The following is a 12,854-nucleotide window of genomic DNA, read 5'->3' on the forward strand; positions in this document are numbered from 1 at the left end:
AAGATAAAAGAAACCACAGCTCGCAGCTGTGGTTCATAGTCTATAACGAAAACTTCGTAATCGTTCCTTTTAATTTTTCCGCCTGATTCTTGAGTTCTACAGCTAACTCCTCGACATTCCCGATGACTTCTGCCTGCTGCTCTGCTGCTGATGCTACACTGATTGCTCCTGCGGATGTTTCTTCTGCAATTGCTGCCATTTCCTGCGATTGGGTTGATGTGTGCTGGATGGTTTCCATTTGTGTTTCGACCAGCGCAGCAATTGTATGGATGACATCTGCCATCTCATGAATCGTTGAGGTCATCGCGTCGATCACCTGGTTCGTTTTCTCGCCTTTTTTCGCTTCTCCGTTCGCTGTTTCAACCTGTCTGCTGATCTGGCCGACAACATTTTGGACTTCAGACTGGATGTTCTGGATCAGTTCGGATATTCCCTGGACCGCATCCGCACTCTGGTCTGCAAGCTTCCTCACTTCTTCGGCAACGACAGCAAATCCTTTTCCGTGCTCACCAGCTCTTGCTGCTTCAATCGATGCGTTCAAGGCGAGCAAATTCGTCTGTGCTGCGATATCTCCAACAAGCTGGATGATTTGCTCTACTTTTGTCGCGTTTTCTTCCAGTCTTTTTACCGTCCCAAGCGACTCCCGGTTATCATTTGCCAGTGTCTCGATGCCGGAAATGAGTGAGTGGATTGCATTTTTCGACTCCTGCAGGTCTTTGACCATTTCCACAGAAATTGATTCGGAATTCCGCGCTTTTTCCTGAACATCCTCTGCGATTCGGATGACTTCATCGACAGACTCAGCTGTAGTCTGTGTAGATAGAGCAGAAGAATCTGCCCCGGCTGCAATTTCTTTGATTGTTGTCGAGATAATGGACGCCTGCTCGGATGCTGCCGCAGATTGCCCGGAAATCTGAATGACTTTTTCATTTGTTTCTTTAAAGTTACTATCAATCTGGCTGACCATTTCACGCAGGTTTGATAGCATATTATTGAAGGCGAGTCCCAAAGAGCGGATCTCATCATCCGATTTTGAAACTTCTGCATCCTCGCCAATTTCGCCCTGTGCTGCTTTTATTGCAGAATGCTCGAGCTTTTGCAACGGCTTGATAATCAAACCGGCAGCCATATACGCAAGCAGACCAGACCAGAAAATCCCCATAGCTAGAACGGCAGCCGTATAAACGACCGAATTGATCTCCAAGAAATTTTGAACGAAAGGATTCAGAAAATAAATAAAAAATGCGCTTGTTGAATAAGTAATGATCGCCAATACAGTCGTCAGCATGACCATTTTCTTTCTTAATCCCATTTTGTAGCTGCGTTTAGAACCCACTGATAATCCCCCTGAAAAAATAATAGAATGACGTTTTAGCATCATTGCGCTTTTCGGAGCGATCGTGCCACATCCAAAAAGAATTTCTCAAAGGTATTATCGGATTTTATCTAGAATTCTTTCGATACTTTTTTGAATTTCTTTAAAAGCTTGGCGATAAATTTGTTCATTACCGCCAAATGGATCCGCCACATCCAGGTTTTCCTTTACATCCGCAAATTCTTTCAGTGTAAAAGTTTTATCCGCAGCGAATGGATATTGGTTAATGATCAAGCCTTTATGGCTCTGTGTCATCGTCAGGACCAAAGTTGCCCAGTCGATATCTTCCCTTGTTAACGTCGAGGAGCGATGATCATGGCTGATATTGTTTTCCTCGAGCACGGCCTTCGCGTTGACAGAAGCCTCCGCACCATTTGGGCATATACGCCTGCCGATTTCACCTCTACTCCGGACAGCTGCTTGCTTTTTAAAATCGCTTCCGCCATCGGGCTGCGGCATGTGTTTCCTGTACAGACAAATAAAATGCGCGCCATGCTTTTCCCTCCTATGGTTAACTTTTCCCCATTATAAGATAATCGGCCAGCATTTTCATTTTTGCTAGACAGAAAAAACACTGCTTGGCAAGTGCACAAAATTTTATACAAAAAAAGTACACCTGACGAGCAGGTGCACGAAAAAGTTTTATAGAGGAAGCAGCAATTTGAGTCCGAATGCGAGCAAAATGCTGCCTCCTAATGCCTCACTGTATGTACCAAGCCACCCCTGCACTCTTTTTCCGACCAGGAGGCCCGCCCACGTTAGGACCATTGCCGCTATGCCGAAACAGATCAGAACAAGCAGTGTCCTCGCACCGTAAATTCCAAGTGTCAATCCTACTGAAAAACTGTCTAGGCTGACGCTGAGGGCAAAAATAAATAAACCCTTGCCAACCGGGGTAATCACGCTTGTCTCATCTTCCTTGAAGCTGGCCCAGATCATCTGGACACCCAGCACAATCAGGAGCAGGCCGCCAATATAACCAGCTATTGCCCCGAACTGCTCGGACAAAAATCTCCCAGCCACCATTCCAAGCAGCGGCATCCACACATGGAACAAACCAATGGTGACGCCAATTTTAAATATATGCCTTTTCGTCAGTCTGAACATGCCCATTCCGAGACCAACGGAAAAGGCATCCATTCCCAACGCGAATGCCATCAACATAAGTGTGAATAATTCGCCGGCTATTGTTGTCATGTCTTCGCCCCCTCGGACTTGCTAATTCAGCATATGCATGTCCTAAAGGATTTAGAAGTATGGAATTTTCAGGTTTCGAAATGATTATGAGTTTTGTTCATACAGGGGCTTTTTAGAAGAGCATCGGCTTCAACTGGGGTCAATTCAGTTTAACTGGTATTACAATGATTTCAATTGGCAGTGTGGCGCAATGATATTATATCAGTTCAACTGACATTTCCTGCAACCTATGTTCATTAATATTAAAAGCGCTCCAACAACTGAAGCGCTTCTCTGAAAAACATTATTTTTCAATGATTTGCAGTCCCGATGCTTTTGACAGCCGGTTCATGATCGCCTGGCCTACGCCTTGTTCTGGATAAACTTCACCGAAAATGATATCGAGATCTTCTTGATTGAAGGCCCGGAGTGTACCATAGAGTGCTTCGGCGACTGATTCGAGTCTTGCTCTTTCGCCACAGGCTATCACAAAATCGGCGTCATAAAACTCTTGGTTTTCCTTCGTCGTCATCACGCCGACTTTCAGGCCTTCGTTCCGCCTTTCATTCACAAGCTGCTGGATTTGTTCTCTTGTTCCATCAACAAGGTAGAAAGGCGCATTTGGTGCGTAGTGGCGATATTTCATCCCAGGGGATTTTGGCGCCTGATTTGAATCCTTCAGGCTGGATCGACGGCGACTTCACCGACTACTTCTTCCAGCTGTTCCTTTGTTACGCCGCCCGGCCTTAAAATCGCCGGGATTTTACCGGTGCAATCGACAACTGTTGATTCAAGGCCTACTCCTGTCGCTCCGCCATCGACAATTCCGGAAATCCGGCCCGTCAAATCATCGGCAACGTGATTCGCAGTCGTCGGGCTCGGCTTGCCTGACAGGTTTGCGCTCGGGGCTGCCAGTGGCAAACCGGATGCTTCGATAATCGCCAATGCTATCGGATGGTCGGGCATTCTGACTGCAACTGTGGACAAACCGGCAGTTGCTTTTTCAGAAAGCGCACCCTCTTTTTTTCCAGGATAATCGTCAACGGTCCTGGCCAAAAAGCATCCATTAAAACTGCTGCCTGATCGGGAATTTCTTTTACAAAAGAATGAATCTGTTCACGATTTGAAATATGCACAATCAACGGGTTATCCACAGGTCTTCCTTTTGCTTCGAATATTTTCAAGACGGCTTCATCGCTTTCTGCGTTGCCGCCAAGGCCATAAACCGTTTCTGTCGGAAAAGCAACTACATCATTTCGCTTCAGTTTTTGTGCAGCTTCGATGATTTGTGGATATGTTTTTAAATTATCCACATTCTTATCCACTGTCCACATTTGTGTTTGCATGTACATCCACCTTTTACTTCTCGCTAAACTAGTATATTTCCATGAAAGTATAAAAGAAGAATAAGAAGAACACAAGTTTTTATCCACAAATTGTGTATAATTTTAAGGAAACTGTGGATATCTTTGTGGATTAATCCACAATTCACAGAATTATTTTCATAATTGCGGAGTTATCCACAGTTAGAACTTGTTTTAAATGGCTTTTTTCAAGGATAGTCTCTGGAAGCTCTGATTGGTTTACCATTTCAAAACCCAGGCTGCTGAAGAAGGAAACTGCACTCATCTTGTTAGTAACCAGATATAGCTCATCAAGCTCCTGATTTTTCGCTGTCAGGAATGCCCGTTTAAAAAGAAGCATCAAATCGGGCTGGCCAATTTGCGGGGAAACGACAAATGAGCGCAGCAACCCTGCATTTCCCACGGGCTCTACCCCAAGGCACGCCTTAAGCTCTCCTTCCTGATTTTCCATCAAAGAAAAGTTTTGGATTGAGTCATTCAATCCTTCCGCACTAACTCCAGCCTCTGTTAAAAAAGCTTCCAGCTTTGGTAGATCCTCTTGATTCGCACTTCTGATTTTCCACGTCATATCTATCACCTCAAAAATAAGATTCTAGTAAATAAATATGAGAGGTATGAAAATGTAGAACTTAAAAAGGGGAAAAAGAAACACGGCAGCCTTCATTAAAATGAAAGCTGCCGTGCATCTTTTAATTCCAGGCTTTCTATGCCAATTGGTTATTTATTGTTATTGTTGTTGCGGGCATTGCCGCCTTTTTCACCGATTTCTTCATAGAAGCTTCGGTCATGGTTTTCAGAAGTCGCTTCTCCGCCTTTGCGGCCGATCTCCTGATAGAAGTCCTTGTCGTGGCTTTCTGATGTTGCTTCGCCACCTTTTTTCCCGATTTCCTGGTAGAATTCGCTGTCATGGCTCTCAGCAGTAGCCTCTCCGCCTTTGCGGCCAATTTCCTGATAGAAATCTTGATCGTGATTGTTGGAAGTTGCTTCGCCGCCTTTACGGCCGATTTCCTGATAAAAATCGCTGCCATGGTTTTGGCTTGTAGCTTCGCCGCCCATACGTCCTCGTTCTTCACGTGACATCTTATCATTGTTATTGTTTTTAGCCATTATTACTCATCCTCCTTGAAATCTAAGTTTTGATGTTACACTACCTTAGATATCCGGAATCTCCTATCCCAAAACTAGTATCAAGGGAATGTAATATGCTTGTTTGAATAATGTAATATTTTTGGTAATTCCGACAGTCGTTTTTCCTCCTTTACCAAGTATTTCTTAAGAGAAGCTAGCTAATGTTTCCTAGCTTCTCAAAGTGAAAAATTCACAAGTGAGTGATTTAAGTCACTATCCTGCCTGTTTTATGTGGGTATAATAAAATCAAGTAATTGAAAACCTTTCTCAAAAAGGGGAAACGGCATGGAAATAAAAACAATATATGACCGGATTGGCGGCGACGAATCAATCAGGTTGATTGTCGATACTTTTTATCCAAAGGTTTATGAAAATGAGGAGCTCAGCCCTTTGTTCGAAGGCGATATGGATGAAATCAAGCGGAAGCAGTGGATGTTCCTTACACAGCTGACCGGCGGGGGCGCGCTTTACAGCGAGGAATTTGGACCGCCCAATATGAGAGTGCGGCATATGCCATTCGAAATCACGCCGGTGCGCGCCCAGGCATGGCTGAAGCTGATGCACGAAACACTTACGGAAACGGGTTTGATTGAAACCGACGGCGGAAAGGCCCTGTTCGAGCGTTTGAGCCAGATTGCACCAATCATGATCAACAGTCAATAAGGAGGATTTTATTATGGAAAAACAATCTTTGAAACAATACCAGGAATTCGGTGAAGAACGTTTTACTAAGAGGATTGTCTTCAAAAAAGGCGAGAGCACTGTATTCCTTTTGAACTTCATGCCAGGACAGGAGCTGCCAAAGCACACACATCCAGGTACAGAAGTGTTTATTTTAACGATGCAGGGCGAAGGCACTTTCACGATTGATGGGGAAGAAGTAGTGGCAGCTGCGAATGAAACAGTACATGTGAGCTTAACAGAAGAGCTCGCTTATAAAAATACCGGCTCAGAGCCAGTCACACTTTATGTGATGCTCAACAAGGTTCCGGATGAGAGATTTGCGCAGAATATTTAATCGCAAATATCTCGATAGAAGCTCAATCATGAGCGGATAAACCCCAGTTGGTCGAATTATTCTTAAAAGTGGTCGAATAAATTCAAAATGTGGTCGAAATATTAAAAAATTCGCCAAATTAATTCAAAATGTGGTCGAAATAATTAAAAATTCGCCAATAAAAATTGCCATCATGGTATTTCAAGCTAAAAATAAGCCCCTGCGGCCTGCGCGGGGGCTGTTTTTATCCGAAAATCCTGTTCCAAATCTCAACGAGAAAGAATGTTACCTCCACTTCTTCTTCTTCGCCGCCTTCATACACTGTTTTTTTGCCTTTTTTACTTTCTTTTTCTTCATCCCGCTTTGCATCTGCTGACTCGTCTTCAGCATCAGCCTTTACATCGCCTTTGTCGTCTTTTTCGTCGAAGCCTTCGCTTGTTGCTTCTCCGTTTGAAAAGTCGAGGAAGCATAATGGCGGGTAGAGGACGCACCACCAGTTCGCGCCTTCGCCTTCACCGATCGTGATCAAGATTGCTTCGTACTCACCTGCCGGATAGAGGAGCTGACCATATAACTTTGTAGGAAACTGGACTTTGTCAAACTCAGTTTTTACCGAATGATTTGAACCTTCTGCTGTGACAACTCTTTCCGCGATTGACTGGATTTCTGGAAGCTTGGAGTTAATGACGTTCCTCGCTTCTTCAATCGAAGTCAGCTCCTGGACCCATTTCGTGATCTCTTTATTCACTTCGTCGCGAATCAGGCGTTTGATATTCTGGTCCTTTTCCAGATCACTGTCGGCAAGAATCCTCAGGCGGATCGCCTCGTTTGGGATGACCATCGCTTCCTTAGCTGTCACTTCACTTTTTGGTGTATATAAACTTAAAATGGTACCTGCACATAATAAGAGTATGTATAAAATAGCTGCTGATTTTTTCATCCTCATCTTTCGCACCGTCCCTTCACTAGTCACAGTGTGGACAGTTTGATAGATTCTTAAACTAGTAATTTTGAAAAAAATTGGACCCCTTTTTTAGGAGTCCATTTCCGCAAACACCATCCGGTCCTTGGCATTGATATCAAAAACAATCTCCACCCTGCATGCGGGAGGGTTTTTTCCAGAAGCGCACTTACAGCTTTCCCCTGGCCAGCGCCAATTTCAAAGCCGACTAATGCCTTCTCCTTCAATACCAGTGGAAGTTCCTCCATGAACCGCCGATACAGGTCCAGTCCATCTTCGCCTGCAAAAAGCGCCATATGCGGTTCATGTTCAGTTACGATGTCGGACATCCACTCCTGGTCCGCAACAGGGATATATGGCGGGTTAGAGATGACAGCATCAACTTTTTTGCCCTGTAAAATCAGCGGCTGCAGCAAATCCCCCTGGATAAAATCAATCTCAGCCCCCAGTTCGCTGGCATTTTTCCGCGCCACCTCAAGGGCATCCTCAGAAAGGTCGGTAGCTGTTACCTTCAAAGCTGGTTTTTCCAGCTTCAACGTTATCGATATTGCACCACTCCCGGTACCGACATCGACAAGATCAATTTGCCCGCTCTCCGGAAAAAGCTTTTCCAGACGCTGAAGTGTTCCATAAACAAGCTCCTCCGTCTCCGGGCGGGGAATCAGCACATGTTCATTCACGTTGAATCGGCGGCCGTAAAACTCCTCGCTGCCGATGATATATTGGATTGGCTCCCCAGCAGCATGCCTTTTTACAGCAGTCTGAAAATCGATCCACACTTCCCCACCAAGTTCGTCACGCATCACCGCGAGCATTGACGTGCGGGACAGCCTCGAATAGTGCCTAAGTAAAAGTTCACCGGCGAACTCCTCACGGTTATGTTCTTTTAAAAAAGAAGAAGCCCAATTGAGGGCTTCAAATATTTTCACATTAGTCATTGTTCGCACTCTCAAGTCTTTGAGATTGGTCTTCCATAATTAGCGCTTCGATGATTTCCTCCATCTTGCCCTGAAGAATCTGGTCAAGCTTCTGGATTGTCAGGCCGATACGGTGGTCAGTCACGCGGTTTTGCGGGAAGTTGTACGTACGGATCCGCTCAGAGCGGTCACCAGTACCTACAGCTGACTTACGGACCTGGTCATATTCCGCCTGTGCTTCCTGCTGGAACTTATCATAAACACGGGCGCGAAGTACCTTCATCGCCTTGTCTTTGTTCTTGTGCTGGGACTTTTCATCCTGACATGATACGACGATTCCAGTTGGGATGTGCGTCAGACGGACAGCTGACATCGTTGTGTTAACGGATTGTCCGCCGGCACCGCTGGATGCAAATGTATCGAAGCGGATATCCTTGTCATGCAGCTCGATTTCGACTTCCTCTGCTTCTGGAAGACATGCAACCGTAGCTGTTGAAGTATGGATACGGCCGCCAGATTCTGTTTCAGGAACACGCTGGACGCGGTGCGCACCGTTTTCGAACTTCATTTTCGAATAAGCGCCATTACCATTGATCATGAAGATAATTTCTTTAAAACCACCCACGCCGGTCGTGCTGGCATCGATGACTTCCGTTTTCCAGCCCTGTGATTCTGCATAACGGCTGTACATCCTGTATAGGTCACCGGCAAATAACGCAGCTTCATCGCCGCCTGCAGCGCCGCGGATTTCCATGATAACGTTCTTGTCATCGTTAAGGTCTTTAGGGATAAGCAGAAGCTTGATACGAGCTTCAAGCTCCTCTATGCGCGGTTCAAGCTCAGAGATTTCTTCCTTTACCATTTCGCGCATCTCTGCATCGAGCTTATCCTCGAGCATCGCTTTCGCATCTGCCAGCTGTTCTTTAACTTCTTTATACTCACGGTAGGCCATGACTGTTTCCTGGATATCAGACTGCTCCTTTGAATACTCGCGGAGCCTCTTTGAATCATTGACAACTTCCGGATCACTCAATAGCTCATTCAATCTTTCATAACGATCCTCAACTGCTTGAAGACGATCAAACACGGACACTCACCTCTATTTTCATTGCCTTAAAAATTGGATTATAGATTTATTCTGCCTGTGTATTTCCGCAACAGGTCCGATAATTCAACATAGTATAACATTATAATTATAGTATAGCTGACACACCCAGTCAAAGCCATTGTGAATGGAAGAGTATCAATGCCTTGTGCATGCATCTTATGTATAAAGGAAAAAGCATGCCCTAGTTTGAGCATGCTGTGGCGCTGCAAAAATTTTATTCAATATCAACATTGATGTCGTAGCGTGGCAATGCTCTTGTCAGCTTCTTCTGCAGTGTCTTTTGGGCATCTTCACGGTCTTTTCTGGTTACGCGCCCTTGAAGTTGTGCGGTTACGTTCATTTCGCCGCCGTTAATCCAGATGGAGCCCGGTTCATAGCCAGCATCAGAAATGACGTCCTTGGCTTTTTGGACATCCTGGGAAAAACTATGGTGGTTTTCATTATCGGTATTCAGCAGATTCGGGTTCTGATCAGTCATTGTCATACCGTCGTCCTGGTCCCTCGTGAAATTTGGGCCATCTCCTTCTCGGACACCGTCTTGATCCCTATTCAGGTCCACGCCAGCCTGGTCTTCATCCTTGTCATAGACCGAATCTGTATTATCCTGGCCACATCCTGAAACCATAACCATCGCAAGCACAAACAACATGAGTAATTTTTTCAAATTATGGCACCTCCCGCTGTTAGGTTGCCCCAAAAAGCTGCTGAAATGCATCGAAACAGTATTGTTGAGCTCCTAAATCAACATTTTCCAAAAAAACAGCAACTGGAAAAATTATTCTCTTACTCAGCCCCTACAATTGCACGTTCAAGAGTAATAATGCACGTTCGGAAACGTTAATTGCACCTTCCATTGTCATAATTGCACCATTACATGAAGTAATTGCATATTCACCCAATATCAGGGAATTTTTAAACCTGCAAGACAAAAAAAAATCCCCCCGCAACCAGGAGGTTTCATCATTATGTTAAGCTTTCAGTCGTTTTCTCGATCTTAAGCTCGTTTGGTGACTTTGGTACTTCATGATGGTGTCTGCATCGTGGTTCGTACGATTCGGACGCGCCAACGAGAATGACGGGATCATCATAAGAGGCTGGCTTGCCGTCGATCAAACGCTGTGTTCGGCTGGATGGCGATCCACATACCGCACACACTGCCTGGAGCTTGGTCACAATTTCTGCAACTGCCATCAAAGCTGGCATCTGGCCGAATGGCTCGCCGCGGAAATCCTGGTCAAGTCCGGCAACGATGACGCGGTACCCGCTGTCTGCAAGATGCTGGATCACCTGAAGGATTTCATTGTCAAAAAATTGCACTTCATCAATGGCAATGACATCGATTTCAGGGTTGATATGCTTGAAAATATCAATAGAGTTGGCAATAGGCTTGGCAGTAACTGCAGTTCCGTTGTGTGATACAACAGATTCTTCGCTGTAGCGGTTATCAATCGCAGGTTGAATACAGCAATTTTTTGCTTGGCAAATTGAGTTCTGCGCACACGTCGGATCAGTTCTTCTGATTTACCGGAAAACATGCTGCCGCAGATCAATTCAATCCATCCGCTTTGTTTCATAACGTACATGGTCGGCCTCTCCTTCCTCGGTGGCAAATATAGTAAAAGCTGTTTTCGTATTTTTACGGCTTCTTTTTTCCATAAAGGTACGAAAAAGCCTGGTTAAAAGTTCGACACTTTTTTCAGCTTTTTCCATTATAACAAAAATCAGAGCTGAATCCAGACACAATATTAAAGTTCACAAAATTAAATTTATGTACCCAAAACACAGGCAGCTTTTCAAAAAATGCAGAACAAAAAGCGCAAGCGCCTCGTTCAGCCCCGACAAGCGCTGGAGGGCCGACCAGTGAAGTCGTTCTTTGACTTCATTGGGCGGACCGAAGCGACTCAAGGGGCTAGGCGCTGGAGCTGGATTAAGAAAACCTGGATAGTTATCCACATTGAAAATATTTTATAATTTCCTATTAAAAAATAAAAAACAGGCAAGTCGCAAAGCTTCTTGCCTGTTCTATCATTTCTTATATTACTGTTCATTTTTAAGACCGTATTTCTTGTTGAAACGGTCAACACGTCCGCCAGCTTCAGCAAACTTCTGACGTCCAGTATAGAATGGGTGGCATTCAGAGCAAGTTTCAACGCGAATCTCGTTCTTAACAGAACCAGTTTCGAATTCGTTTCCGCAAGCGCAAGTCACCTTAACTGTTTTGTAGTTTGGATGAATTCCTGATTTCATTCTTTTCATCTCCTTCCGCCCTGAATCATATCCGAAACAGAGTTATAATCAACGGCTATAGCAATCCTGCCGTTATTGGAAAAACACACTGCAATCATTATAACAAGTCCATCTATATATTTCAAGTTAGTTTTTACGACCATAATTTGGAATTATGAACGTTTGTTATTCCCCTTCATCTCCTCGCCCAGAACAGCGAAGAAATCTTCATTCGACTTGGACAATCTTAGCTTACGAAGGAATTTTTCCGCAAAATCCGGGTAATCCGACATTGATTTGCGGATAGCCCACAGCTTATCCAGATGATCTTTCGGAATAAGCAATTCTTCTCTCCTCGTTCCGGATCTGCGGATGTCGATTGCCGGGAAGATCCTTCTTTCTGCAAGTGAACGGTCAAGATGGAGTTCCATATTCCCGGTTCCCTTGAACTCTTCATAAATGACATCATCCATGCGTGAACCTGTCTCGATAAGCGCTGTCGCCAGGATTGTCAGGCTGCCGCCTTCCTCGATGTTACGCGCCGCACCAAAAAAGCGCTTCGGACGATGGAATGCCGCAGGGTCAATACCGCCGGACAATGTACGTCCGCTTGGCGGGATGACAAGGTTATAGGCACGCGCAAGACGGGTGATGCTGTCCATCAGGATGATGACATCACGTTTATGCTCTACCAGGCGCATCGCACGCTCTAGCACAAGCTCAGCGACTTTGATATGGTTTTCTGGCACTTCATCAAATGTTGAGCTGACAACATCGCCGACCACGGAACGTTCGATATCTGTTACCTCTTCTGGACGCTCGTCGATCAGCAGCACGATTAATTCTGCTTCAGGATGATTCGTCGTAATGCTGTTGGCTATTTCCTTTAAAAGCATGGTCTTACCACCCTTAGGCGGTGCGACAATCAAGCCGCGCTGGCCAAATCCTACTGGAGCGATGACATCCATGATTCTGGTTGATATATGTCTATGAATTGTCTCCAGTTTCATCATGCGGTCAGGATATAATGGAGTCAAGCCCGGGAAGTGAACCCTTTCCTTCGCCGATTCAGGGTCATCCCCATTGACTGCCTCTACCTGAAGCAAGCCGAAGTAACGTTCATTCTCTTTAGGAGGACGGACCTTCCCTGATACTTTATCTCCGTTCCTTAGATCAAAACGGCGGATCTGCGAAGCCGAGATATAGATATCCTCTGAGCTTGGAGAGTAGTTAATCGGGCGCAGGAAACCAAAGCTTCAGACTGGATGATTTCCAGGACACCTTCCATGAAAAAGTAGCCCTGCTGTTCCGCACGCGCTTTTAAAATAGCAAAAATAAGTTCTTTCTTCGATAATTTGCTGTAGTAAGAGACTTTATACTCTTTTGCCAGTTCATAAAGCTCTTTCAATTTCATATTTTCTAAGCTTGAAATATTTACTTCCATAATGTCACCACGCCTTAAAATATTTCGATTTCCCCCATAAAAAAATGTATTAAGAATATCAGCGTATGGATGGAAAAAGAAGAAATGAGTTTCCTTTGAAGGTTGTAAGAAGGAATTAATGAAGGTAATCTTACTAGTTTGTGTCTATGTGCATTAAA

General features: G+C 44.8%; 10 protein-coding genes and 5 pseudogenes. 2 read left to right on the forward strand and 13 right to left on the reverse strand.

Going from position 1 to position 12,854, the window contains the following annotated elements; all coding sequences use genetic code 11:
* Positions 1 to 40: 40 nt before the first annotated feature.
* The 6 genes and pseudogenes from JCM21738_RS13255 to JCM21738_RS13280 form a co-directional block, all read right to left on the reverse strand.
* Positions 41 to 1,336: a methyl-accepting chemotaxis protein gene (locus JCM21738_RS13255; protein WP_023613569.1), complete on the reverse strand. Its 1,296-nt coding sequence runs from the start codon at positions 1,334 to 1,336 to the stop codon at positions 41 to 43.
* A 96-nt stretch (positions 1,337 to 1,432) separates the two neighbouring features.
* Positions 1,433 to 1,869 (reverse strand): annotated as a pseudogene (locus JCM21738_RS13260) (low molecular weight protein arginine phosphatase).
* Between the two features lie 148 nt (positions 1,870 to 2,017).
* On the reverse strand, positions 2,018 to 2,572 hold the full coding sequence (locus tag JCM21738_RS13265) for a manganese efflux pump MntP (protein WP_023613567.1): 555 nt from the start codon (positions 2,570 to 2,572) through the stop codon (positions 2,018 to 2,020).
* 283 nt (positions 2,573 to 2,855) lie between these two features.
* A pseudogene (locus JCM21738_RS27900) lies at positions 2,856 to 3,897 on the reverse strand (L-threonylcarbamoyladenylate synthase).
* A gap of 142 nt (positions 3,898 to 4,039) precedes the next feature.
* The gene (locus tag JCM21738_RS13275) at positions 4,040 to 4,483 is read right to left on the reverse strand and encodes a GNAT family N-acetyltransferase (protein WP_023613565.1); all 444 of its coding nucleotides are present in this window, start codon (positions 4,481 to 4,483) and stop codon (positions 4,040 to 4,042) included.
* A 149-nt stretch (positions 4,484 to 4,632) separates the two neighbouring features.
* A complete protein-coding gene (locus JCM21738_RS13280; RefSeq protein WP_023613564.1) occupies positions 4,633 to 5,022 on the reverse strand; it encodes a KGG domain-containing protein in 390 nt (129 codons plus the stop codon).
* A 306-nt stretch (positions 5,023 to 5,328) separates the two neighbouring features.
* Between JCM21738_RS13280 and JCM21738_RS13285 the strand changes: the two genes are divergently transcribed.
* A complete protein-coding gene (locus JCM21738_RS13285; protein ID WP_023613563.1) occupies positions 5,329 to 5,706 on the forward strand; it encodes a globin domain-containing protein in 378 nt (125 codons plus the stop codon).
* A gap of 13 nt (positions 5,707 to 5,719) precedes the next feature.
* Positions 5,720 to 6,061, forward strand: coding sequence for a cupin domain-containing protein (locus JCM21738_RS13290; RefSeq protein WP_023613562.1), 342 nt, complete (start codon positions 5,720 to 5,722; stop codon positions 6,059 to 6,061).
* Positions 6,062 to 6,284: 223 nt separating this feature from the next.
* Here the strand turns inward: JCM21738_RS13290 and spoIIR are convergent, their stop codons facing one another.
* From spoIIR to rho, 7 genes and pseudogenes are all read right to left on the reverse strand, one after another.
* On the reverse strand, positions 6,285 to 6,980 hold the full coding sequence (spoIIR, locus tag JCM21738_RS13295; RefSeq protein WP_031307653.1) for a stage II sporulation protein R: 696 nt from the start codon (positions 6,978 to 6,980) through the stop codon (positions 6,285 to 6,287).
* 93 nt (positions 6,981 to 7,073) lie between these two features.
* A pseudogene (gene prmC / locus JCM21738_RS13300) lies at positions 7,074 to 7,930 on the reverse strand (peptide chain release factor N(5)-glutamine methyltransferase).
* 1 nt (position 7,931) lies between these two features.
* Complete coding sequence (prfA, locus tag JCM21738_RS13305; RefSeq protein ID WP_023613559.1) at positions 7,932 to 9,005, reverse strand: peptide chain release factor 1; 1,074 nt, start codon at positions 9,003 to 9,005, stop codon at positions 7,932 to 7,934.
* A gap of 235 nt (positions 9,006 to 9,240) precedes the next feature.
* Complete coding sequence (locus tag JCM21738_RS22540) at positions 9,241 to 9,690, reverse strand: hypothetical protein (protein WP_023613558.1); 450 nt, start codon at positions 9,688 to 9,690, stop codon at positions 9,241 to 9,243.
* A 299-nt stretch (positions 9,691 to 9,989) separates the two neighbouring features.
* Positions 9,990 to 10,609: pseudogene (locus tag JCM21738_RS13315) on the reverse strand (thymidine kinase).
* 454 nt (positions 10,610 to 11,063) lie between these two features.
* Positions 11,064 to 11,273, reverse strand: a complete 210-nt coding sequence (gene rpmE, locus JCM21738_RS13325) for a 50S ribosomal protein L31 (RefSeq protein ID WP_023613555.1) — start codon at positions 11,271 to 11,273, stop codon at positions 11,064 to 11,066.
* A 152-nt stretch (positions 11,274 to 11,425) separates the two neighbouring features.
* Positions 11,426 to 12,696: pseudogene (gene rho, locus JCM21738_RS13330) on the reverse strand (transcription termination factor Rho).
* Between the last annotated feature and the right edge of the window lie 158 nt (positions 12,697 to 12,854).

Source organism: Mesobacillus boroniphilus JCM 21738, from assembly GCF_000517385.1.
In the GTDB taxonomy this organism is placed as follows: Bacteria; Bacillota; Bacilli; order Bacillales; family Cytobacillaceae; genus Mesobacillus; species Mesobacillus boroniphilus.